This window comes from Agromyces sp. 3263 (assembly GCF_031456545.1).
Classification (GTDB): Bacteria; Actinomycetota; Actinomycetes; order Actinomycetales; family Microbacteriaceae; genus Agromyces.
The window spans coordinates 531,946-555,822 of sequence record NZ_JAVDUV010000002.1 but is presented as its reverse complement, the minus strand read 5'-3'; the positions used below and the strand labels follow the sequence as shown (position 1 = coordinate 555,822).

19 protein-coding genes and 1 tRNA gene are annotated in these 23,877 nt (G+C 70.2%); 12 read left to right on the top strand and 8 right to left on the bottom strand.

The window, feature by feature from the left end:
- Positions 1–44: 44 nt before the first annotated feature.
- Complete coding sequence (locus J2X63_RS15770; protein WP_309978942.1) at positions 45–3,701, bottom strand: SCO7613 C-terminal domain-containing membrane protein; 3,657 nt, start codon at positions 3,699–3,701, stop codon at positions 45–47.
- A 238-nt stretch (positions 3,702–3,939) separates the two neighbouring features.
- Here J2X63_RS15770 and J2X63_RS15765 point away from each other — a divergent pair.
- The 6 genes from J2X63_RS15765 to clpX all read left to right on the top strand — a co-directional run bounded on the left by J2X63_RS15765 (position 3,940) and on the right by clpX (position 8,945).
- Positions 3,940–4,013: transfer RNA gene (locus J2X63_RS15765), tRNA-Pro, on the top strand.
- A gap of 52 nt (positions 4,014–4,065) precedes the next feature.
- Positions 4,066–5,547, top strand: a complete 1,482-nt coding sequence (gene tig, locus J2X63_RS15760; protein WP_309978941.1) for a trigger factor — start codon at positions 4,066–4,068, stop codon at positions 5,545–5,547.
- 67 nt (positions 5,548–5,614) lie between these two features.
- Complete coding sequence (locus J2X63_RS15755) at positions 5,615–6,097, top strand: tetratricopeptide repeat protein (RefSeq protein WP_309978939.1); 483 nt, start codon at positions 5,615–5,617, stop codon at positions 6,095–6,097.
- Positions 6,098–6,170: 73 nt separating this feature from the next.
- On the top strand, positions 6,171–6,758 hold the full coding sequence (locus J2X63_RS15750; protein ID WP_159601647.1) for an ATP-dependent Clp protease proteolytic subunit: 588 nt from the start codon (positions 6,171–6,173) through the stop codon (positions 6,756–6,758).
- 25 nt (positions 6,759–6,783) lie between these two features.
- Entirely contained in the window at positions 6,784–7,452 is a 669-nt protein-coding gene (locus J2X63_RS15745) for an ATP-dependent Clp protease proteolytic subunit (RefSeq protein ID WP_309978936.1), read from the top strand.
- A gap of 215 nt (positions 7,453–7,667) precedes the next feature.
- Positions 7,668–8,945: an ATP-dependent Clp protease ATP-binding subunit ClpX gene (gene clpX / locus J2X63_RS15740; RefSeq protein WP_309978934.1), complete on the top strand. Its 1,278-nt coding sequence runs from the start codon at positions 7,668–7,670 to the stop codon at positions 8,943–8,945.
- Between the two features lie 44 nt (positions 8,946–8,989).
- Here clpX and J2X63_RS15735 read toward each other — a convergent pair whose 3' ends face one another.
- Positions 8,990–9,274 (bottom strand): hypothetical protein, encoded by a 285-nt coding sequence (locus J2X63_RS15735; protein WP_309978932.1) that lies wholly within the window; start codon positions 9,272–9,274, stop codon positions 8,990–8,992.
- 153 nt (positions 9,275–9,427) lie between these two features.
- Positions 9,428–10,552, bottom strand: a complete 1,125-nt coding sequence (gene sepH, locus J2X63_RS15730; protein WP_309978930.1) for a septation protein SepH — start codon at positions 10,550–10,552, stop codon at positions 9,428–9,430.
- A 217-nt stretch (positions 10,553–10,769) separates the two neighbouring features.
- On the opposite strand from sepH, the gene J2X63_RS15725 reads away from it, so the two are divergent.
- Positions 10,770–11,063, top strand: coding sequence for a DUF4193 domain-containing protein (locus tag J2X63_RS15725; protein ID WP_056729312.1), 294 nt, complete (start codon positions 10,770–10,772; stop codon positions 11,061–11,063).
- On the opposite strand, the gene J2X63_RS15720 is transcribed toward J2X63_RS15725, so the two are convergent.
- The gene (locus tag J2X63_RS15720) at positions 11,060–11,524 is read right to left on the bottom strand and encodes a DUF3093 domain-containing protein (RefSeq protein ID WP_309978926.1); all 465 of its coding nucleotides are present in this window, start codon (positions 11,522–11,524) and stop codon (positions 11,060–11,062) included. The genes J2X63_RS15725 and J2X63_RS15720 overlap by 4 nt on opposite strands.
- 38 nt (positions 11,525–11,562) lie before the next feature.
- Here J2X63_RS15720 and dut point away from each other — a divergent pair, with 38 nt between their 5' ends.
- The 5 genes from dut (at position 11,563) to dxs (ending at position 18,470) form a co-directional block, all read left to right on the top strand.
- A complete protein-coding gene (gene dut, locus J2X63_RS15715; RefSeq protein ID WP_309978924.1) occupies positions 11,563–12,021 on the top strand; it encodes a dUTP diphosphatase in 459 nt (152 codons plus the stop codon).
- Positions 12,018–12,638, top strand: coding sequence for a DUF3710 domain-containing protein (locus J2X63_RS15710; protein WP_309978922.1), 621 nt, complete (start codon positions 12,018–12,020; stop codon positions 12,636–12,638). Before dut ends, J2X63_RS15710 begins: the two co-directional genes overlap by 4 nt.
- Positions 12,639–12,640: 2 nt before the next feature.
- The gene (locus J2X63_RS15705) at positions 12,641–13,426 is read left to right on the top strand and encodes a DUF3159 domain-containing protein (protein ID WP_309978920.1); all 786 of its coding nucleotides are present in this window, start codon (positions 12,641–12,643) and stop codon (positions 13,424–13,426) included.
- Between the two features lie 150 nt (positions 13,427–13,576).
- Complete coding sequence (gene acnA, locus J2X63_RS15700) at positions 13,577–16,390, top strand: aconitate hydratase AcnA (RefSeq protein WP_309980170.1); 2,814 nt, start codon at positions 13,577–13,579, stop codon at positions 16,388–16,390.
- 133 nt (positions 16,391–16,523) lie between these two features.
- Complete coding sequence (gene dxs, locus J2X63_RS15695) at positions 16,524–18,470, top strand: 1-deoxy-D-xylulose-5-phosphate synthase (protein ID WP_309978918.1); 1,947 nt, start codon at positions 16,524–16,526, stop codon at positions 18,468–18,470.
- A 124-nt stretch (positions 18,471–18,594) separates the two neighbouring features.
- Here dxs and J2X63_RS15690 read toward each other — a convergent pair whose 3' ends face one another.
- From J2X63_RS15690 to J2X63_RS15675, 4 genes are all read right to left on the bottom strand, one after another.
- Positions 18,595–20,736, bottom strand: a complete 2,142-nt coding sequence (locus J2X63_RS15690) for a 3-hydroxyacyl-CoA dehydrogenase NAD-binding domain-containing protein (RefSeq protein ID WP_309978916.1) — start codon at positions 20,734–20,736, stop codon at positions 18,595–18,597.
- On the bottom strand, positions 20,733–21,947 hold the full coding sequence (locus J2X63_RS15685) for an acetyl-CoA C-acyltransferase (RefSeq protein WP_309978914.1): 1,215 nt from the start codon (positions 21,945–21,947) through the stop codon (positions 20,733–20,735). Before J2X63_RS15685 ends, J2X63_RS15690 begins: the two co-directional genes overlap by 4 nt.
- A gap of 78 nt (positions 21,948–22,025) precedes the next feature.
- Complete coding sequence (locus J2X63_RS15680) at positions 22,026–23,222, bottom strand: ribonuclease D (RefSeq protein WP_309978912.1); 1,197 nt, start codon at positions 23,220–23,222, stop codon at positions 22,026–22,028.
- On the bottom strand, positions 23,215–23,805 hold the full coding sequence (locus tag J2X63_RS15675; protein ID WP_309978910.1) for a DUF3000 domain-containing protein: 591 nt from the start codon (positions 23,803–23,805) through the stop codon (positions 23,215–23,217). Before J2X63_RS15675 ends, J2X63_RS15680 begins: the two co-directional genes overlap by 8 nt.
- Positions 23,806–23,877: the final 72 nt, after the last annotated feature.

Genomic DNA, 23,877 nt, shown 5'->3' with positions numbered 1-23,877 from the left:
GTTTGGCCTCCCTCCGCCGCCGTGTCGCGAGCGTCGCTGCGTGATCAGCGCAGCTCGGCGATCGAGCGCACCACGTTCCGGGCCAGGCGCAGCTGCCGCTCGTAGGTCGCGGCGAGGGCGATGAGGGCGACCCCTGCCACGCCGAGCCACAGCCACCACCAGACGGCCTCGTACACCCACGTGATCCACGGCCACAGCTGCGCGACGGCGTGCACGAGGAGCACCGCGCCGCCGAGGAGGAGCGGGGCCTGCAGTCGTCGGACGGCACCGATGACGACGATGATCGCCGACACCACGCCGAGGGCGATGAGTCGCCACAGCTCGGGCTCGACGAAGTCGGCGGCCAGCGCGGGCAGCAGCAGCACGGCGAGGCCGAGGCCGAGCGCCGGCCAGCTGCCGAGCTGCGGATCGCGCCGCATGCGCACCGCGCCAGCCCCGAGCAGTGCCGCGCCGATCGAGGCCGTCACGAGGTCGAACGGTTCGACTTCGCGGGAGACGAGCACGGCGATGGCGCCGAGCACGAGTGTCCCGAGCGTCGTCCAGGCCACGATCGGGCCGGCGAACGGGCGCCACCGCCCGTACACCGCCACGACGTGGGCGAGCGCGAGCGCCGGGAAGAGCACCGCTGCCCGCTGGGTCGGAGCGTCGCCCGCCACGATCGAGAGGAGGGTGGGGATCGAGACCGCCGCGACGGAGACTGCGATCAGGCACTCGGCGAGCCGAACCGGTTGCGACGCCGTTCCTGACCACATCGTCGCGACGATCACGCCGGCGACCAGCGCGAGCACGGGCCAGAACTCGGCCGCGAGGTCGCTCGGCTCGCCGAGCGCCACGGCCGAGCCGCGGACGAGCGCGGCGCCGATGAACGCGGCGCCGCCCGTGCAGACGCCGAGGAGGCGGATCGGAACGCCGCGTGCCCCCTGCGGGAGGTACATGGCTGCAATCGCCACCACCGAGCCGCCCGCGACGAGGATGAGGGTGCGGAGTTCAGACGTGCCGCTGGTCGCGACGCTGGGAAGCACGAGCACGGCGGCCGCGGAGGCGAACAGCGTCGTGCGTCCACCGGACCTGGCCGACGGTGCCATCCGGCGCCACGTGATCAGGCCGCCCGTGACGGCGAGTGCGATGGCGAGCGGGACGGTGTACGCCTCGACGTCGTCGACACCGCTGTCGGCGAGCCACGCCCACGCGGATCCGACGCCCAGCGGAAGACTGAGCCAGGAGAGATGCCGGATGCCCGCGTCGCCGCCGATCGGATCGGCATGCAGGGAGGCGACGAGCACCGGAACCGGCACGAGCAGGCCTAGCAGGAGCCAGAGCTCGTCGCCCGTGGTGGCCGCGGAGAGCAGCACGTACGCCGCGCCGACGCCGATCGCGATGCTCCACGCCATCCGGGCCGCGCTCGCCGAGCCGGGAACGGCGGCGTGGCCCACGGCCGCGGCGAGGAGCAGTCCCGCCGCCGCCCCGACCGCGAACGATGGGCCGTTGGGAATCCAGGCGAGCCCGGCGGCGGTCGCGGCGGTCACCAGGAGCGGGCCCGTGGCCGCGAGCGCGATCCTGGTCACCCGGGAATCCGGGGGGCGCACCCCGAGCACCGCGACGATCGCACCAGCGGTGGCAGGCAGCCACGCCAAGGCCTCCGCGACGTCGAACGCGGTGACGATGGCGCCCGCGAAGACGCCCGCCAGGAGGGGGAGTGCGAGGCTCGTGCGGTCGACGACGGCGAGGTGGGGCGTGAACAGGGCGATCGCCAGCAGTATCGACGCCACCGTGCCCAGCCACAGCCACGGGGATGCCCACGGGCCGGTCATCGCCGAGCCGGCCCCGTCGAGCCAGAGCGGGATCGAGAATGCGATCGTGCAGGCCAGGACGGCGGCGAGGCTCACGTGGGCGGCGCCCATTCCGCGCACCAGGCTGGGCGGCCATACCCGACTCCCGACGACGCGTCCGGTGACGAGGAGCCCCAGCAGTGCCGCCATCGTCCACGGCCAGATGTCGGCACTCGAGTAGGCCGTGCTGCATGCGACGAGACCCGCCGCCGCCCCGAAGATCGACAGCACGGCGAGGGAACCGGGGAACGCGAGGCGCCCGCGGACCGACGCCACGGCGAGGGCGGCGGCGGCGATGGCCGTGAGCGAGGCAGCCGCGGCCCACACCGTCGGGGCGAGGGACCCTGCCACGATTCCCGCCAGGAGGAGTGCCGCGACGGGAATCGTGGCGAATCGTCGCATCCGCGCGAGGGTGAGCAACGCGGCCGTGCTGCCCGCGGCGAGCACCAGTGGGACGAGGACGGCGCCGAGGGCGGCATCCGAGACGATCGTCGGCAACGAGGAGTTCCCGTCGAGCGTCCACGACGTGGACCCGCTGACGACGCGAGCACCGATGGCGACCATCCCCGAGAGCAGGCCCAGCGCCGAGGCCAGGAGGGTCACGATGGCGGCCGCCCAGAACCCGGCGATCCATTCGCGCCGCCGGGGGAGGGCACGCGCGAGGCAGGCGAGCACCCAGGTCGCCGTGCCGGCTCCGAGGGGAGCGGCCCAGAGTGCGTCCGTGGAGTCGAGCTCCTGCAGCGCGCCGATCGACGGAGCGAGGGCGAGCGCGGCGCCGAAGGCGGAGGCGCCGATCCACGACCACATGGAGGTCTCGTCACGCTCTCGCACCGCGAGCATCGCGAGAGCGAGCAGCCAGGCCGAGGCGACGCCGGCGAACGCCCACGTCGCGCTCCACGAGACTGCGGGAACCGCCCACGGCGCGGCGACCGTCGATGCCCCGGCGCCGGCGAAGCCGGCCGTGAGGAGCACGGTGCGTTCGATCGAGGGACGTCGGGTGGCGGCGATGCTGCCCGTGACGGAGGCCGCGATGCCACCGAGCCAGACGCCGGTCGCCGTGGCCGGGTCGGTCGCGAAGCCCAACAGGAACGCCGCGACCGGCGTGAGCGCGGCCGCCGCGTACCCGGTGATCCGGATGCCCGTCACCGCCCGCGTGCCGGCGAGGAGACCCGCGACGGCGGCGATCGCCACGCCCGCATAGGCCGACGCCGTCAGCTCCCCGCTGCCGAACAGGTCGTTCGCGCGCACGATCCAGACATCGAGCAGCAGCAGCACGATCGCCACGGCGGCGACGCCCTCCGCGGTTCCTGGCAGGTGGCGCGCGCGCAGGAGCCAGGCGACGCCGAGCACCGCGATGCTCGCCGCCGCGATGATGATCGATCGCACCTCGAGGCTCGCGACGAGGTACGCCACGAAGAGGAACACGATGGCCGTGACGGAGATGAGGACGACGCCGAGGGTGAGGAGGAGGACCTGCACGCCCGAGCGCCCGCGGGGCTCCACCGTCGTCGGCCCTGCGGGCGGCGGAGCCACGGCGGCGGACTGCACCGCCGGCATCGTCGGTGCGATCGCCGTGGACGCACTGCGCGCCATGGTCACCGCGGAGTCGACCGCGGCCTCGCGGGTGGCCTGCGCTGCCCGCATCCGCCCGATCAGTTCATGACGGGCGAGGTGCCAGCGGTACACCGCGGTCGAGTGCTGCAGCAGGTCGGCCGCCTCGGGCACATCGAGTTCGAGCCCGCACACCCGGCACCGCGTGGAGCTCAGCATGCTGAAGCACGCCGGGCACTTGGTGGTGTCGACGAGCTGGGCGGGGTCAGCGGGCCAGCGCGTGAGATCCGTCGCCGCGGTGCGCGGGGTGGGGTCCGTCATGGCCCACACTCTTGCACGAGGGCCGGCGGCAGCGGTGGAGATTCCACAGGCCCGTTCGAGGGTCATCCCGTGCCGGATCGGCGGTCCGGCCCAGGTGATGGGCTCGGCTGATGGGCCGGGGAGCGGGGACGGCACCACGTCTGCCCCGCCCGGTGCAGTAGACTTTCCCGGGTCCATCCGTGCTTGCGCATGCTTCGGCATGCCCATGCGGGTGAATCGACGAGTTGAGTCAGCGACTCGGGGCGTAGCTCAGCTTGGTAGAGCGCCCGCTTTGGGAGCGGGAGGTCGCAGGTTCGAATCCTGTCGCCCCGACGAGTCGCCCAGCGGCTCGACACGAACTTCCACACAACAGGAGATCTTCCACATGCCGACCACTTCGGTTGAGAAGCTGAGCCCCACGCGCGCCAAGCTCACCATCTCGGTGACGCCCGAGGAGCTGAAGCCCAGCATCGCCCACGCCTACGAGCACATCGCCGAGCAGATCAACGTGCCGGGCTTCCGCAAGGGCAAGGTGCCGCCGCCCATCATCGACCAGCGGGTCGGCAAGGCCGCCGTGCTCGAGCACGCCGTCAACGAGGGCCTCGACACCTTCTACCGCGCCGCGGTCACCGAGCACGAGCTCCGCCCGCTCGGCCGTCCCGAGGCCGACATCGTGGAGTGGCCCAGCGAGAAGGACTTCTCGGGCGACCTGCTGCTCGCGATCGAGGTCGACGTGCGTCCCGAGATCGAGCTCCCGGCCTACGACGGCCTCGAGCTCACCGTCGACTCGGTCGAGATCGGCGACGACGAGGTCACCGAGGAGCTCGACCGGCTCCGCAGCCGGTTCGGCACGCTCATCACCGTCGACCGTCCCGCGAAGTCCGGCGACTTCGTCACGCTCGACCTGGTCGCCACGATCGGTGACGCCGAGGTCGACACGGCGAGCGGCATCTCCTATGAGCTCGGCTCCGGCGAGCTGCTCGAGGGCATCGACGAGGCGCTCGACTCGCTCACGGCCGACGAGACCACCACGTTCGAGTCGAAGCTCCTCGGCGGCGAGCACGAGGGCGAGACGGCTGAGATCACCGTCACCGTCACCGCGGTCAAGGAGCGGGAGCTCCCCGAGGCCGACGACGACTTCGCGCAGATCGCGAGCGAGTTCGACACGCTCGACGAGCTCACCGCCAGCCTCAAGGAGCAGGTCGCGCGCAACAAGTCGTTCGGCCAGGGCACCCAGGCCCGTGACCTCCTCGTCGAGAAGCTCCTCGAGCTCGCCGACGTGCCCGTCGCCGACGGCGTCATCGAGGACGAGGTGCACCGTCACCTCGAGTCCGAGGGTCGCCTCGAGGACGACGAGCACCGCGCCGAGGTCACCGAGTCGAGCACGAAGGCCTTCAAGACGCAGATCGTGCTCGACGCGATCGCCGAGGCCGAGAAGGTCCAGGTCAGCCAGGACGAGCTCACCCAGTACCTCGTGCAGGGCGCCGCCCAGTACGGCATGGACCCCAACGAGTTCGTCCAGGTCCTGAGCCAGAACGGCCAGATCCCCGCCATGGTCGGCGAGGTCGCGCGCAACAAGGCGCTCGCGATCGCGCTCGGCAAGGCGAAGGTCACGGATGCCGCGGGCAACGCGGTCGACCTCTCGGAGTTCACGGCCGTGGCCGACGCCGACGACGAGGGCGCGGACGCCGCTGCCGACGCCGAGGCCGCCGACGAGGCGCCCGCCGAGGAGAAGAAGCCCGCCCGCAAGCGCGCCGCCAAGAAGGCCGACGCCGACGAGGCTCCCGCCGCTGAGGCCGACGCCGACGCCGAGGAGCCCAAGAAGCCGGCCCGCAAGCGCGCCGCCAAGAAGGCCGACGCCGAGTAGGCGACGGAGCATCGCATGCGGGGCCGGACGGATTCGTCCGGCCCCGCATCGTTTCCCTGGAGGACCCATGACCGACTGGCAGGACCGCGTCGCTGCCGTGTGGGCGGCCGCCGACGTGATCGGCGACGACGAGGTCATCCGCCGCATCGACGAGCTCGCCGCCGAACGTCCGGCCGGCGACCCGGTCGCGTGCTTCGAACGGGCCGGTGCCCGCGACGCGGCCGGCCGCGAGACCGAGGCGGAGGCGCTCTATCGAGAGGCGCTCGCACTCGGGCTCGCCGGGTCGGATCGCGTGCAGGCGTGCATCCAGCTCGCCTCGACGATCCGCAACCTCGGTCGCCCCCACGAGGCGATCGAGCTGCTCGACCTGATCGAGCCTGTCGCGGGCGAGCTCGGCGACGCCGTCGTCGCCTTCCGCGCGCTCGCGCTGGTCGATGCCGGTGACGCCCGCCGCGCGGCATCCGAGGCGCTCACGGCGCTCGCGCCGCACCTCGCGCGATATCGCGTGTCGCTGTCGGCATACGCGGCAGAGCTCGCGGCATCCGCCTAGGGCGAACAGCCCCGTTCCCGTGTGTTGCACCGGATAGATTCGATGCAACGCGACAACGGAAACGGAGCGACACATGGCCGAACCGACACTGGGACCCAGTGTTTTCGATCGACTGCTGAAGGACCGCATCATCTGGCTGGGTTCCGAGGTGCGCGACGACAACGCCAACGAGATCGCGGCGAAGCTGCTGCTCCTCGCCGCCGAGGACCCGAAGCGGGACATCTTCCTCTACGTCAACTCGCCGGGCGGCTCGATCACCGCCGGCATGGCGATCTACGACACGATGCAGTTCGTGCCGAACGACATCGTCACGGTCGGCATCGGCATGGCGGCGTCGATGGGGCAGTTGCTCCTCACGGCCGGCACGAAGGGCAAGCGGTACATCACGCCGAACGCGCGCGTGCTGCTGCACCAGCCGCACGGCGGCTTCGGCGGCACCGCGAGCGACATCCAGACGCAGGCGCAGCTCATCCTCGACATGAAGCGCCGACTCGCCGAGATCACCGCGGCGCAGACCGGCAAGTCCGTCGAGCAGATCAACGCCGACGGCGACCGCGACCGCTGGTTCAACGCGCAGGAGGCCCTCGAGTACGGCTTCGTCGACCACATCCGGGAGTCGGCGCTCGACGTGTCCGGCGGCGGCGGCACCGAGCAGGCGTAGCACCGAGAGAAGAGAGAACGAGCGAATGAACACCCCCACCTTCGGCGGAGTCGCGAACAACGGCCTGCAGATGCCGGGCTCGCGCTACATCCTGCCGAGCTTCGAGGAGCGCACCGCCTATGGCTACAAGCGCCAGGACCCGTATGCGAAGCTCTTCGAGGATCGCATCATCTTCCTCGGCGTGCAGGTCGACGACGCGTCGGCCGACGACATCATGGCCCAGCTCCTCGTGCTGGAGTCCATGGACCCCGACCGCGACATCATCCTCTACATCAACTCGCCCGGTGGCTCCTTCACGGCCATGACCGCGATCTACGACACCATGCAGTACATCCGTCCGCAGATCCAGACGGTCGTGCTCGGCCAGGCCGCGTCAGCGGCGGCGGTCATCGCTGCTGCGGGCACCCCCGGCAAGCGACTCGCACTGCCGAACGCGCGGGTCCTGATCCACCAGCCGGCGATGGGCGAGGCGGGCCACGGCCAGGCCTCCGACATCGAGATCCAGGCCGCGGAGATCATGCGTATGCGCGAGTGGCTCGAGGAGACGCTGGCGCGCCACTCGAACCGGAGCAAGGAGCAGGTCAACACCGACATCGACCGCGACAAGATCCTCTCGGCCGAGGAGTCGCTCGAGTACGGGCTCATCGACCAGGTGCTCACCTCGCGAAAGGCGCTGCCGGCGATCACCCGGTAGTCATTCGATCCAGTACGCGGCGGATGGCCGGCTCTCGGAGCCGGCCGTCCGCCGCGTTTCCCTGCGATCGGATGCCGCGGGCTCGCCGCCGTCGGGAGAACGACGCAGGGTTCGCGCACCGCGAACCACCGTCCATCCCCAATCCGGGCGCGCCATGCCGCGGTGCCCCGATCTCGGGCTAGGCTCGGAACAGACTCGTCGACAGGGAGGGTTCGATGGCACGCATCGGAGAGAGCGCCGACCTGCTGAAGTGCTCCTTCTGCGGAAAGAGCCAGAAGCAGGTTCAGCAGCTCATCGCAGGGCCGGGCGTCTACATCTGCGACGAGTGCGTCGAGCTCTGCAACGAGATCATCGAGGAGCGCCTGGCCGAGGCCGGCGAGACCGAGGCCGGCGAGTTCGAGCTGCCGAAGCCGAAGGAGATCTTCGGATTCCTCGAGGAGTACGTCATCGGCCAGGAGGCGGCCAAGCGCGCCCTCGCCGTCGCCGTGTACAACCACTACAAGCGTGTGCGCGCCCGCACGACCCTCACCACCGCCGACCGCGCCCACGACGACGTGGAGATCGCCAAGTCGAACATCCTCCTCATCGGCCCGACGGGCTGCGGCAAGACGTATCTCGCGCAGACACTGGCCAAGCAGCTCAACGTGCCGTTCGCGGTGGCGGATGCCACGGCGCTGACCGAGGCGGGATACGTCGGCGAAGACGTCGAGAACATCCTCCTCAAGCTCATCCAGGCGGCCGACTACGACGTGAAGCGCGCCGAGACGGGCATCATCTACATCGACGAGGTCGACAAGATCGCCCGCAAGGCCGAGAACCCGTCGATCACGCGCGACGTCTCGGGTGAGGGCGTGCAGCAGGCGCTGCTCAAGATCCTCGAGGGCACGGTGGCCTCGGTGCCCCCGCAGGGCGGGCGGAAGCATCCGCATCAGGAGTTCATCCAGATCGACACGACGAACGTGCTCTTCATCGTCGCCGGTGCGTTCGCCGGGCTGGAGGAGATCATCTCCTCTCGTGCCGGCAAGCGCGGCATCGGCTTCGGCGCACCGCTGCACAACAAGCAGGCCGAAGCCGAGCTGTTCAGCGAGGTGCTTCCCGAAGACCTCCACAAGTTCGGCCTCATCCCCGAGTTCATCGGGCGCCTGCCCGTCGTGGCGACGGTGACGCCGCTCGACCGCGACGCGCTCATGGAGATCCTGACCGTGCCGAAGAACGCGCTCGTGCGGCAGTACCAGCGCATGTTCGAGCTCGACGGGGTCGAGCTCGACTTCGAGGAGGCGGCGCTGCAGGCCATCGCCGACCTGGCAGTCCTGCGCCAGACCGGCGCCCGGGGCCTTCGAGCCATCATGGAGGAGGTGCTCGGGCCGATCATGTTCGAGGTGCCGTCCTCGACGGGAGTCGCTCGCGTGGTCGTCACGAAGGCAGCGGTCCTCGACAATGCGGCCCCGACCATCGTGCCGCACAAGCCGCGTCGCGCCGAGAAGTCCGCCTAGTCGAGGCGAACCTCATCGCCGGGGGCCCGGTCTCCCGAGGCGGATCAGTCGTACACCCGCACGAGGTGCCAATGCGCTCCGTCGTGCTCGACGTCGAAGACGTGGGTCTCGCCATCGTCGCTGCTCGCCTGGAACCTCCAGCCCGAGATGGAGAGCGGGACGCGACCCGGACTGACGTCGTGCCCTGAGAACGGGCCCCACCAGTCGCACGGGCCCACCAGCGCCGTCGGCATGTCGGTGACGCGGAAGCGGCGCGAGCGCCAGACGAGCCGTTGGGGCTCTCCCGCCCCGTTCGTCCACACTTCGACGAACTCCTGCACTCGGGTCATGCACGCCTCCGCTGATTCGAACGTGTGTTCGAATGCTAGCAGTACGCGAGTGCGCCCGAAACGTCGGCCGCGACATCCTCGGCCCGACGACCGCGCGACGAGGCGACGAGCGTCGCAGGCGAAGGGTGGTGACTGATGAATGCGGGCGCCGGGTCAGGCGAGGTCGTCGTCGGTGCGAGCGCCGAAGACGATCTCGTCCCAACTGGGCATGGACGCGCGACCCTTCTTGGCGCGCCCCGGGGAGCCGCTCGGTGCCGACGTGGGGGCCGGGTTGGCGGTGCCCGACCCGGAGGACGCCTTGCCGCCCCACAGCGCGCGTGCGCCGCTGCCGGGCTTCTCCTCGGACGGCTTCCCCTTCTCGGCGGAGGCCGAGGGCTCTGCTGCGGCGACGGGCGCCGGAGCGAGCGGCAGCGCGGGCTGCGCCGGCTCGGTCTCGGCGACGGCCGCCTCCCGCTCGCCGCGACGACGGCGGAGGGCCTCGAGCAGGTCGGCGGTCTCGCCCATCGAGGGGGTCGGCTCGTCAGCGCGCTTGATGGCCGCGCGCGAGGCTGCGGGGCTCGACGTCGCCGGCGTGGCGCGCGAGTAGGGGAGCGGCTCGAGGTGGGGGGCGGTGTCGTATTCGCCCTGCTCGGACTCGTCGAAGGTGAAGGCGCCGCTGTCGAATCGCGACTCGTCGGATTCGGGTGCCACGGCACGCAACCGGGGGATGAGGCCGCCCTTGAGCTCGCCCTGCTGCGAGAGCGTGGTGGCCTCGGAGTTCATGGGGTGCAGGGACTGCTTGCGCGGCTCGAAGCCCCACCGGGCGTCGTGGTCGATGGTGTCGGCCGTGAACTCGAGCTTGACGATCCAGCCGCGCTCCTCGTCCTTCCAGCTCGCCCAGCGCTCACCGTGTGCGCCGAGCTTCGCCAGTCGATCACGGATGACGCTGCCGAACGTCGCGGGCTCGTCGGCCGGGTCCGCCTCTGCGGCGACGTGGACGGGCACGGCGAGGGCCGACGTGACCACGTGCTCGCGCTCCGCGAGCACCGGGCCCTCGAACCGACGGATGTAGTCGACGGACGCACCGGTGACCTGCGCCACGTCCTCGGCCGAGAGGCCCGAGCGGATGAGCGCCTGCACCTCCCGCGGGGACGGCTTCGGACCGGTGTGGGTCTCGGGTTGCGCCTGGCGGATGCGCGACTGCAGCACCTCGTCGATCTCGATCCGGAAGCGTGCGCCATCGTCGGACGCGGCCAGCAGTGCGCCGTTCTCGACTCCGATTACCTTCAGTTCCTGCATCGCGACAAGCCTTTCGTGCCTTCGTCTCCGCCCAAGGATGCCATGCCGGAACGGCCCGAGTCGGGAATAGCCCGGGCGCGCCGGAAGTTGAGCACGTAGCCGGGTCGACGATCGACCTGGCACATCGGTCGCAAGCCCGCTGAAGTGGTTTGCTTACGCAACCGATTTGATGCAGACTATGGCCGCCGAATCTTCGGCGATGAGGAAATGGACGGGAATGGCAACGGATTACGACGCACCGCGGAAGACCGAAGACGACTCAGAGTCGATCGAGGCCCTCAAGGAGCGCGTCCCCGACAAGATGTCGGGAGTGGTGGATGTCGATGACGCCGACAACCCCGGTGGTTTCGACCTGCCCGGTGCCGACCTCTCCGACGTCGAGCTCGACGTCGTGGTGCTCCCACCGCAGGCCGACGAGTTCACGTGTGTGAACTGCTTCCTCGTGAAGCACCGCTCGCAGATCGACCACGAGACGAAGCTCGGACCGATCTGTCTGGAGTGCGCCTCCTAGAGGTCGCCCTCCGCAGGCTCAGGCCGTCGTGATCCGTTGATCACGGCGGCCAGTTCTTTGGGTCGACGGCTCGACACGAGCCAGTAGGGCGCGGGGTCGGCGGGATCCGTGATCGGCACCCGCACCACGGGGTCCACCCAGCCGCGGATGACGAGGTGGGCCCGGGCGTCGAGTCCGGTGCCCCGCTCCCGCCGGGCGTCGGGGCCCGATGCGGCCACCGCCTCGCCGGTCTGGTCGAGCGAGATCGCCGCGCGTCCGGCGTGCAGCATCCCGTCGCGGACCTCGATCACCGGCGCCGTCAGGCTCAGCGACCCCGCCGTCGCGAGGTAGAGGATGAGGCCGGTCGCGATACCGGCCGGCATCGACACCGGCGCGAGCACCAGGATGCTCGCCGGGATGAGCAGCAGGGTCGCGATGTAGATCCAGGGGGTCGGCCACAGTCTCTCGCGGTAGTCGGGCATGGATCTATCAGATCAGACTTCTGCACTACCCTCGAACAGTGACCGATTCCGTCGATGTGCTGATCACGGCCGACCGCGTTCCGTCGTACGCCCATCCGGGCGATGCCGGTGCCGACCTCCATGCCGCCGAGTCCGTCGTGCTCGCCCCAGGCGAGCGCGCCACGGTGGGCACCGGGGTCGCGATCGCGCTGCCCGACGGCTACGTGGCCTTCGTCGTGCCGCGCTCGGGCCTCGCGTTCAAGCACGGCATCACGATCGTGAACGCGCCCGGCACCGTCGACGCCGGCTACCGCGGCGAGATCAAGGTCGCACTGTTGAACACCGACACGAGCGAGCCCTATGCGATCGAGGCGGGCGACCGGATCGCCCAGCTCGTCGTGATGCCGGTGAGCCGCGCAAGGTTCGTCGAAGTCGAGCGGCTCCCCGGGAGCCTGCGCGGCGAGGGGGGATTCGGCTCCACGGGATTCCGGGAGCACAAGTCAGGAGTGAACGCGTGAGCGACATCGAGAACGTCGACGACATCCCCGTCGACCACCCCAAATCCGCGCCCGACGACCGCGCCACCGCCGGTCCGTTCGACGAGGCCGAAGCCAACCCCGTGCGTCCCTACGTGGACCTCGGCGGCGTCAAGGTGCTTCCCCGAGAGGGTCTCCACCTGCGCCTCGAGGTGGAAGAGGGCACCAAGCGCGTCGTCGCGATCGGCCTGGACTACGCCAACTCGACGCTCCAGGTGCAGCCGTTCGCCGCGCCCCGCAACAGCGGGTTGTGGCACGAGATCCGCGCCCAGATCGCCGACCAGATCGCGCGCCAGGGCGGAACGACGACGGTCCGCGAGGGCGCCTTCGGTCCCGAGCTGCTCGCGCAGATCCCGGTCGCCGCGGTGGAGGGCCAGGCCGGCCACATGCGCCTCGCCCGCTTCATCGGGGTCGACGGCCCGCGCTGGTTCCTTCGCGGCGTGATCGCGGGGGAGGCCGCGGTCGACCCGGCCGCCGCCGCCCAGGTCGAAGACCTGTTCCGCTCCATCGTCGTCGTGCGCGGAGCCACGCCCATGCCGCCGCGCGACCTCATCCCGCTTCGCATGCCCGCCGCGTCCTCCGGCGCGCCCACCGTCTGACGATGCCCGACACCGGATCCGAGCCCGAGCCCCGTCGCGACGAGCAGCCGGATGCCGCGGCATCCGAGGCGCCCGTCGCGGGCGAGTTCGCCCGGCAGTTCGCCGCGGCCGCGCAGAAGAGCGGCTTGGGCGCGATCGCCCGCGACGAGAAGCTGAGCCCCCGGGACGTCCTCGGCGCGGTCGGCGGGGTGCGCGGCATCCTCGAGGCGTTGCTGCCGGGCCTCGTCTTCCTCGTCGTCTACACGACCCTCACGAGCTTCTCCGGCTGGGACGCGCAGGCGGCGCTGGTGCCGTCGCTCGGGGCATCCGTCGGCCTCGCGGTCGTGTTCACGGTCGCGCGCATCGTGACGAGGAGCCAGCCGACGCAGGCCATCGCCGGACTCGTGGGCGTGCTCGCCTCGGCCGCGCTGGCGCTGTGGACCGGCAACGCGCGCGACAACTACGTCCTGGGATTCTTCACCAACGCGGCCTACGCGCTGGGGCTCCTGATCTCCCTGCTCGTGCGATGGCCGGCGCTCGGTCTCATCGTCGGCTTCCTGATGGGTGACGGCCTCGCCTGGCGCCAGGACCCGCGCAAGTACCGGGCGGCGCAATTCCTCACCGTGGTGTGGATCGGCCTGTTCGTGGCGCGCCTGGTCGTGCAGGTGCCGCTCTACCTCGTCGACAACGTGGAGGCGCTCGGCGCCACGCGTCTCCTGATGGGCGTGCCGCTCTATGCCCTCGTCGTGGTGTTCTCATGGCTCGTCGTGCGCGCGGTGTACCCGTCGTCGGCCCGTTCCGGTGAGTGATAGAGTTATCTCGACGTCAAGATAAATCCGTCGCCACGATGGCGGCGGGCCGTGGGACGCTTAGGTGAGCCTTGCTGGTACAGCTCCCGGCCTGACGGAGAAGATGGAGGGTCGCGCGCGGGTTCGCGCGGCATCCGCGAAGGAGAGGACATCGTGTCTGCAGTGAACAGTTTCGGGGCGAAGGACACGCTCCACGTCGGTGACAAGTCCTACGAGATCTTCCGGCTCGACACCGTGCCCGGGCACGAGAAGCTGCCGTTCAGCCTGAAGGTGCTCCTCGAGAACCTGCTCCGCACGGAGGACGGCAAGAACGTCACCAAGGAGCAGATCGAGGCGCTCGGTTCGTGGGTGCCCACGGCCGAGCCCGACACCGAGATCCAGTTCACGCCGGCGCGCGTCGTGATGCAGGACTTCACCGGTGTGCCCTGCATCGTCGACCTCGCCACCATGCGCGAGGCCGTCGTCGCCCTCGGCGGCGACCCCAACCGCATCAACCCGCTCTCGCCGGCCGAGATGGTCATCGACCACTCCGTCATCGCCGACCTCTTCGGCACCGAGAACGCGCTCGAACGCAACGTCGAGATCGAGTACGAGCGCAACGGCGAGCGCTACCAGTTCCTCCGCTGGGGCCAGACGGCGTTCGACGACTTCAAGGTCGTGCCGCCCGGCACCGGCATCGTGCACCAGGTGAACATCGAGCACCTCGCGAAGGTCATCTACGACCGCGACGTGAACGGTGTGACCCGCGCCTACCCCGACACCTGCGTCGGCACCGACTCGCACACCACCATGGTGAACGGACTCGGCGTGCTGGGCTGGGGCGTCGGCGGCATCGAGGCCGAGGCGGCCATGCTCGGCCAGCCCGTCTCGATGCTCATCCCCAAGGTCGTCGGGTTCAAGCTCTCGGGAGCCATCCCCACGGGCGTCACCGCCACCGACGTCGTCCTCACCATCACCGACATGCTGCGCAAGCACGGCGTGGTGGGCAAGTTCGTCGAGTTCTACGGCTCGGGCGTGGCCTCGGTGCCGCTCGCCAACCGTGCCACGATCGGCAACATGAGCCCCGAGTTCGGCTCGACGGCGGCGATGTTCCCCATCGACGACGTGACCATCGACTACCTCCGCCTCACGGGGCGCAGCGAAGAGCAGCTCGCGCTGGTCGAGCAGTACGCGAAGGTGCAGAAGCTCTGGCACGACGCCGCGAGCGAGCCGGTCTTCTCGGAGTACCTGGAGCTCGACCTCTCGACCGTGGTGCCCTCGATCGCCGGCCCGAAGCGTCCGCAGGACCGCATCGTGCTGTCGAACGCCAAGGCGCAGTTCGAGTCCGACCTCACGAACTACGCCGAGATCGACCATGACCTCGTCGACCTCGAAGGATCGGAGTCCTTCCCGGCATCCGACCCGCCCGGCAACTCGCCCGAGGACGAGTACAGCCAGCACGAGCACCACCACCACAGCCACGCGCCGGCGACGGCGTCGAAGCCGACGAAGGTGGCCCTGCCCGACGGACAGAAGTTCACGCTCGACCATGGTGCGGTCACGATCGCTGCGATCACCTCGTGCACGAACACGTCGAACCCGTCCGTCATGCTCGCCGCCGGACTGCTGGCCCGCAACGCGGTGAAGAAGGGCCTGAAGGCCAAGCCGTGGGTCAAGACCACGCTCGCCCCGGGTTCGAAGGTCGTCACCGACTACTACGAGAAGGCGGGCCTCACCCAGGACCTCGAGGACCTCGGCTTCTACACCGTCGGATACGGCTGCACCACCTGCATCGGCAACTCCGGCCCGCTCATCGAAGAGGTCTCCGCGGCCATCAACGAGAACGACCTCGCCGTCACCGCGGTGCTCTCGGGCAACCGCAACTTCGAGGGTCGCATCAACCCCGACGTGAAGATGAACTACCTCGCGAGCCCGCCGCTCGTGATCGCGTACTCGCTCGCCGGTTCGATGAACTTCGACTTCGAGGTCGACGCACTCGGCACGGACCAGGACGGGAACGACGTCTTCCTGAAGGACATCTGGCCGGATGCCGCGGAGGTGCAGTCCACGATCGACTCGTCGATCAACAAGGAGATGTTCACGCACCAGTACGCGAGCGTGTTCGAGGGCGACGAGCGCTGGCGGAACCTGCCGACCCCGACCGGCGCGACCTTCGAGTGGGATGCCGAGTCGACCTACGTCCGCAAGCCCCCGTACTTCGACGGCATGACCATGGAGACCACTCCGGTCTCCGACATCGTCGGCGCCCGGGTGCTCGCCAAGCTCGGCGACTCGGTCACGACCGACCACATCAGCCCCGCCGGAAACATCAAGGCGGACAGCCCCGCCGGCCGTTACCTCGACGAGCACGGCGTCGACCGCAAGGACTTCAACTCCTACGGCTCGCGCCGCGGCAACCACGAGGTCATGATCCGCGGCACGTTCGCGAACATCCGCCTGCGCAACCAGCTCCTCGACGGCGTCGAGGGCGGCTACACGCGCGACTTCACGCAGGCCGACGCGCCGCAGTCCTTCATCTACGACGCCAGCCAGAACTACCAGGCGCAGGGCATCCCTCTCGTCATCTTCGGCGGCAAGGAGTACGGATCGGGATCGTCGCGCGACTGGGCGGCGAAGGGCACGAGCCTCCTCGGCGTGAAGGCGGTCATCACCGAGAGCTTCGAGCGGATCCACCGTTCGAACCTCATCGGCATGGGCGTCGTCCCGCTGCAGTTCCCGGCGGGGGAGTCGGCCGACTCGCTCGGCCTCGACGGCACCGAGGTCGTCTCGATCTCGGGCCTCGAGCAGCTCAACGAGGGCGTGACCCCGAAGACGGTGCACGTCACCGCGACGCCGAGCGAGCACTCGCCCGCCGGCAAGCAGGCCGTGGAGTTCGACGCGGTGGTGCGCATCGACACGCCCGGTGAGGCGGACTACTACCGCAACGGCGGCATCCTGCAGTACGTGCTGCGTTCGCTCGTCTGACGCGCGTGCGCAGCATCGGGGCGGCCGGCGACTCGCCGGCCGCCCCGATCTCTTCCCGGCCACTCAGGCGGCCCGGCGTAGACTCGATTCGATCCGCGGCCGCTGCCGCCCCACTGACCCGGAGGCATGACCCATGACCCTGCTCGAGCACATCTCGGGACCACGCGACCTCGACGCGTTGAGTCACGAGCAGCTCGAGCAGCTGGCCGCGGAGATCCGGGCCTATCTCGTGGCATCCGTCTCGAAGACGGGCGGGCACCTCGGCCCGAATCTCGGCGTCGTCGAGACGACCCTCGCGATCCACCGCGTCTTCGAGTCGCCCCGCGACGCGATCGTGTTCGACACGGGGCACCAGTCGTACGTGCACAAGCTGCTGACCGGGCGCAAGGACCTGTCGACGCTTCGCCAGACCGGCGGGCTGGCCGGCTATCCGCAACGATCGGAGTCCGAGCACGACATCGTCGAGAGCTCCCACGCGTCGAGCTCCCTCTCGTGGGCCGACGGCATCTCCAAGGCATTCGAGATGACCGGGCAGGGCGACCGCCACGTCGTCGCCGTCGTCGGCGACGGCGCCCTCACGGGTGGCATGACGTGGGAGGCGCTGAACAACATCTCCGACGACAACACCCGCAAGCTCATCGTCGTCGTCAATGACAACGGGCGGTCCTACGCCCCGACGATCGGCGGCATGGCCCGCTTCCTCAACACGGTGCGCACGAGGCAGTCGTATCGGTCGCTCCACCAGTCCAGCCGGAAGGCGTTCGACCGGCTGGGCTCGCCCGGCCGGGCGTTCTACCGCGGCGTCCGCGGCGGCCTGCACGGGTTCCTCAGCCGGTTCAGCGGCAACGAGGCCCTCTACTCGAACCTCGACATCAAGTACATCGGCCCCATCGACGGGCACGACGAGCGCGCCATGGAGGAGGCCCTCCACCAGGCCAAGGCCTACGGCGCGCCGGTGATCGTGCACACGATCACCGACAAGGGGCGCGGATACGAGCCGGCCCGCCGCGACGTCGCCGACCAGTTCCACGCGGTGGGACAGATCGACCCCGAGACCGGAGAATCCCTCGAGTCGGCGTCCTCGCCGTCGTGGACGAACGTGTTCGCCGACGAGCTCGTGCGACTCGCCGAGCGGAACGAACGCCTCGTCGGCATCACCGCCGCGATGCTTCGGCCGACCGGACTGCACCGCATGGCGGAGCGGTTCCCGAATCGGGTCTTCGACGTGGGGATCGCCGAACAGCATGCCGCGACCTCTGCCGCCGGGCTCGCGTTCGGTGGCCTGCACCCGGTCGTCGCCGTGTACGCCACCTTCATCAACCGCGCGTTCGACCAGGTGCTGATGGATGTCGCGCTGCACAAGGCCGGCGTCACCTTCGTGCTCGACCGCGCCGGCGTCACCGGCCCCGACGGGCCCAGCCACCACGGCGTCTGGGACCTCTCGATCCTGCAGGTGGTGCCCGGCATCCGCATCGCCGCGCCGCGCGACTCGGTGCGGCTGGCCGAGGAGCTCGGCGAAGCCGTGGCGGTCGAGGACGCGCCGACCGTGCTTCGGTTCCCGAAGGGCACCGTCGGCGTGGACTACGACGCGATCCGGCGCACCGACGATGGCGTCGACGTGCTCGCCGAGTCCGGGCGTCGCGACGTCCTGCTCGTCACCGTCGGACCCATGGCGGGCATCGGCCTCGATGTCGCGCAGCGGCTCGAGGCGCAGGGCATCGGCGCGACCGTGGTCGATCCCCGGTGGGTCGTGCCAGTGCCGGCCAGCGTGATCGAGTTCGCTCGCGACCACCGCATCGTGGTGAGCCTCGAGGACGGCATCCGCGTGGGCGGCATCGGCACCCGGATCCGCCAGGACCTGCGCGAGGCCGGCGTCGACACGGCGGTCACCGAGATCGGCCTGCCCGACGAGTTCCTCGAGCACGGGTCGCGGGGCGACATCCTGGAGCGCGTCGGCCTGACCCCGCAGCACATCGCCCGTGACGTCACCGCGATGGTGCTGGGCTCGAAACTGCCGCACGCGCGCGGCGCGGGCCTCGAGGCCGTGTCGAGCGACACCACGCCGCAGCCGCGGGTCTGACTCCGATCTCACCGCCCGGCCCGAGCCGCGGGTCGCGTTCGGTCCGACCGCTCGCCCACGGCACGTCAGGAGACGAGACACGGCCCCCGGCGAATCGCCGGGGGCCGTGTCTCGTGCGCGCGACCTACGCGGACACGCCCTTCACGGGCGGGTGGTGGAAGGTGTCGCCGAAGACGCGCTCGGACGCGCCCACGCGGTCGAGGTAGGGCGTGACGCCGCCCATCTGGAATGGGAAGCCGGCGCCCAGGATGAGGCAGAGGTCGATGTCCTCGGGAGCCGCGACCACCTGACCGTCGAGCATCAGTCGAACCTCGCGGGCGAGGCCGTCCTGCAGGCTGACGAGGATCTCGTCGGCGCTGCGCGGATGCGTGCCGCCGGACACGATCTTCATGGCTCCCTTGTCGAAGCCCTTGACCTTGCCCTTGTCGTCCTTGTCTAGGAGCTTGCCGTAGTCGGCGAGCTTGTGGAGGTTCTCGCTGCGATAGAAGCGGTCGGGGAACGCCGCGTGGTGGGTGTCCAGCACGTGCGCACCGACCTTCAGCCCGACGAGGTCGAGCAGCGCCGACGGGGCCATCGGAAGGCCGAGGGGAGCGATCGCCTGGTCGACGGTCTCGAAGGACGTGCCCTCGTCGACCGCGCGCATGGCCTCGCCGAGGAGCACGGCGAGCAGGCGGTTGACCACGAAGCCAGGGGTGTCCGCGGTGATGACCGCGTTCTTCTTGAGGTTCTTCGCGGTGACCATGGCGGTCGACAGCGTCGCGACATCCGTGTGCGGTGTCTTCACGACCTCGATGAGCGGCATGACCGCGACCGGCGTGAAGAAGTGGAAGCCCACGAGCCGCTCGGGATGGGCGAGCTTGGCGCCGATCTGCTCGACCGACAGCGACGACGTGTTCGTCGCGAGCACGGCTTCGGGGGAGACGAACTGCTCGATCTCGGCGAACACGTCCTGCTTGATCTGGAGCTCCTCGAACACCGCCTCGATGACCCAGTCGCAGTCGGCGAAGTCGGCCTTGTCGGTGGTGCCCGTCACGAGCGCCTTCAGGCGGTTGGCCTCATCGGGCGAGATGCGGCCCTTCGCGAGGAGGGCGTCGATCTCGTCGGCGATGTACGAGACGCCCTTGTCGACCCGTGCCTGGTCGATGTCGGTGATCACGACGGGCACGCGGAGGCGGCGCACGAAGAGCAGGGCGAGCTGGCTTGCCATATAGCCGGCGCCGATGACGCCGACCTTCGTCACCTTCTTCGCAAGCTCCTTGTCGGGCGCTCCGGCCGGTCGCTTCGTGCGCTTCTGCACGAGGTTGAAGGCGTAGACGGATGCCTGGAGCTGGTCGCCGGCGATGAGGTCGGCGAGCACCTCGTCCTCACGCTGGAATCCCTCGGCGCGGGTGCCGCTCTTCGCCGCCTTCATGAGGTCGAGGGCGGCGTACGGCGACTGGGGAACGGAGCCGATGCGGCTCTTCAGCATCTTCGTCGCGATGCCGATCGCGGCATCCCACTTCACCAGGCGTTCCACCTTGCCGGGCTCGTGCGGCCGCTTGACCTTGACGTGACCGGAGATCACGTCGTCGGCCCAGCGGATCGAGTCCTCGAGGTAGTTCACCGACGGGAAGATGGCGTCGGCGATGCCGAGGTCGAACGCGTCCTGTCCCTTGAGGGTGCGGTTCTGCTTCAGCGGGTTCTCGATGACGACCTTGAGGGCGTTCTCGATGCCGATGAGGTTCGGCAGGATCGTCGCGCCGCCCCAGCCGGGGATGAGCCCGAGGAACACCTCGGGGAGGGCGAGCGCCGGGACCGAGGCATCCACCGTGCGGTAGTCCGCGTGCAGGCCGATCTCGACGCCGCCGCCGAGGGCGAGGCCGTTGTAGAACACGAAGGACGGCACGCCGACCTCGCCGATCTTCGCGAGCGCGTAGTGGCCGAGCTGCACGAACTTCTTCGCCGTCTCCTTGTCGGGGATCTCGGCGACCTTCGAGAGGTCGGCGCCCGCGGCGAGGATGAACGGCTTGCCCGTGACGGCGACGGCGTGGATCTCGCCGGCGGCGGCCCGCGCCTTCAGCCCGTCGAGCGTGTTCGCGTACTCGAGGAGCGTGGCGGCGCCGAGCGTGTTCGGCCGGGTGTGGTCCCGTCCGTTGTCGAGCGTGACGAGCGCGAGGGTCTTCCCCGAGGGGAGCGCGATGTCGCGCACGTAGGAGTGGGTGACGACCTCGTCGTCGCCGGCGAGGGTGACGAGGGAGGAGAAGTCGATGGTCGAGTAGTCGGTCATCCGCGGGCCTTCTTCGCTGCCTTCTTGTCGAAGTTCGGGTTCTCCCAGATCATCGTGCCGCCCTGGCCGAGGCCGACGCACATGCTGGTGATGCCATAGCGCACCTCGGGGCGCTCGACGAACTGGCTCGCGAGCTGGTTCATCAGGCGCACGCCCGACGACGCGAGCGGGTGGCCCACGGCGATCGCGCCGCCCCACGGGTTCACCCGGGGGTCGTCGTCGTCGATGCCGTAGTGGTCCATGAAGGAGAGCACCTGCACGGCGAACGCCTCGTTCATCTCGAAGAGGTCGATGTCGTCGATCGTGAGGCCCGCCTTGCGGAGCGCCTTCTCGGTGGCCGGGATGGGACCGATGCCCATGATCTCGGGGTCGACGCCCGCGAACGCGAAGCTGACGAGCTTCATCTTCGGCGTCAGGCCGAGCTCCTTCGCCGCGGCGCCCGACGCGAGGATGGCGGCCGTGGCCCCGTCGTTCAGGCCCGAGGCGTTGCCTGCGGTGATGCGGCCGTGGGGACGGAACGGGGTCTTCAGCGTGGCGAGGCCCTCGAGGGTGGTCTCGGGTCGCATCACCTCGTCGCGCGTGGCGAGTCCCCAGCCCTCCTCGGTGCGGACGGCGACGGGCAGCAGGTCCTGCTGGATCTTGCCGGCCGCGTAGGCGGCGGCGGTCTTCTGCTGGCTGGCGAGGGCGTAGCGGTCGCTGCGCTCCTTCGTGAGCTGCGGGAAGCGGTCGTGGATGCGCTCTGCGGTGGCGCCCATGACGAGGGCGTCCTCGCCCACGAGCCGCTCGCTGAGGAACCGCGGGTTCGGGTCCACGCCCGAGCCCATGGGGTGGTGGCCCATGTGCTCCACGCCGCCGGCGATGGCCACGTCGTACATGCCGAAGCCGATCGAGCCCGACATCATGGCCGCGGCGGTCATCGCCCCGGCGCACATGCGGTCGATCGAGAATCCCGGCACCGTCTTGGGCAGCCCCGCGAGGATCGCCGCCGTGCGGCCGAGGGTGAGTCCCTGGTCGCCCGTCTGGGTGGTGGCCGCGATGGCGACGTCGTCGATGCGGTCCTTCGGCACGTTCGGGTTGCGCTCGAGCAGTCCGACGATCGCCTTGACGACGAGGTCGTCGGCTCTCGTGTTCCAGTACATGCCCTTTTCACCGGCTCGTCCGAACGGGGTACGGACCCCGTCGACGAACACGACTTCAGCTCGTTCAGCCACGCTGCAGCTCCCTCGGTTTGGTCAGGATGTCTCGATCCTACGAACGGGCCGGGAGGGCGCTGAATCGCTTGACGGAACCTACGAAGCGCCGGATGCGGCATCCTGAACGGATTGTGACGCCTCGACAAAGGCAGCGGCGATGATCTGTGCGGTTGCCTCAACCTGCCACGGCCTCGCGCCGAGCTCCGCGAGCGCGACAGCGATGGCATCGGCCGTGGGCTCGGCGGGCGGATGCCACGCGACGCGCCGCAGGTGATCGGGCGTGAGGAGGTTCTCGACGGGCATCTCGATGCGCTCCGCGACCTCGGCGACGCCGGCTCGCGCGAGGCGCAGGCGTGCGTCGGCCTCAGGGTTGCGCATCGACCACGCGCGCGGCGGAGGCGGCGAATCGGTCGGGACGCGGACGGCGGGCAGGTCGTCGGTGGTCAGTCCGCGTTCGACGGCCGACCACCACCGGTCGAGCTCGGAGCGGCTCGCCCGGCCCGTGAACTCGCGAAGGTCGGCGAGCGCGCGACGGGTGGCGGGCATCGCGCGGGCGGCCGCGAGGATCGAGGCGTCGGGCACCATGCGGCCGGGTGCGACGTCCAGCTCCGAGGCGCGGGCGTCGCGGGCCAGCCAGAGCTCGCGGGCCACCGCCAGGCTCCTGGGGCTCCGGATCCCGTGGATGCCCGAGAGTCGTCGCCACGGTTCGGCCGACGGCACCTTGGCCTCACGGTCGAGGACCGCCTGGAACTCCTGGTCGGCGAGGTCGGTCTTGCCCGCCTCGTCGAGGCGTGCCACGAGCGCGTCGCGCACGTCGACGAGCAGCTCCACGTCGAGCGCGGCGTACGTCAGCCACGACTGCGGCAGCGGCCGCGTCGACCAGTCGGCCGCCGAGTGCTCCTTCGCCAGGTGCACGCCGAGCAGCTCCTCGACCACGGACGCGAGCCCCACCCGCGGCATCCCGAGCAGTCGGGCCGCGAGCTCGGTGTCGAAGATGCGCTCGGGATCGAGCCCCACCTCGCGGAGGCACGCGAGATCCTGGCTGGCGGCATGGAGCACCCACTCCTCACCGCCGATGGCCTGCTGCAAGGAGGTGAAGTCGGGGATCTGGGGCGGGTCGAAGAGGAACGTGCCGGCACCCCGGCGATACATCTGGATGAGATAGGCGCGCTGCGAGTACCGGAATCCGCTGGCCCGCTCGGCGTCCACCGCGATGGGACCTTCTCCGCCACCGAGCCGCCGGACCGCGTCGTCGAAGTCGGCGGGCGATTCGATCACCCGGAATTCATCCACGGTCGTTCCTCCGTCGGGGCAGGGCGGTCACCCCCTCTGAACGAGGCGGCAGCCCCGCGAGCATGCACAACAACTCACCCCAGCCTTCCACATGCGGGCCGACGGCGGCATCGAGGGGCGTCCACGACGCCCGCACCTCGATCTGCGCGCCGTCGCCCTGGCGTGCGAGCTCCCCGAACCCGGTGGACAGGATCTTGGTCGCGGTGCCGGATGCCGCGATGTACCGCGCCCCCCGCGCGTCGAGCGCATCGACGAGCCACGACCACGCGACATCCGCGAGGAACGGGTCGAGTCCGATGTCGGTCTCGAGCGGCGCCTGCGCGAAGCAGACCACCCGGAACCGCCCACCCCAGGCCTCCGGCTCGGTGGGGTCGTAGAGGAGCACGAAGCGGCCGGTGCCGAGGTCGGAGTCGACCTCATGCCGGCTCGGCGCGACATCCGCCGACAACGCCACCGCGAAGGGGGCGAGGGAACCCGGCGCGGGGATCTCCGAGACCCGCAGTTCCGCTCGTGGGGAGGCCGCACGCACGGCATCGAGTGCGGCCTCGAACTCTGCGGGATGATGCGTCGAGGAGTCGGGCACGTGTGCAGACTAGAGTCTCGGATGGGGCGCAGGGCGGCGGCACGCCGCACCGCCTCCCAGAGAGATGAACGG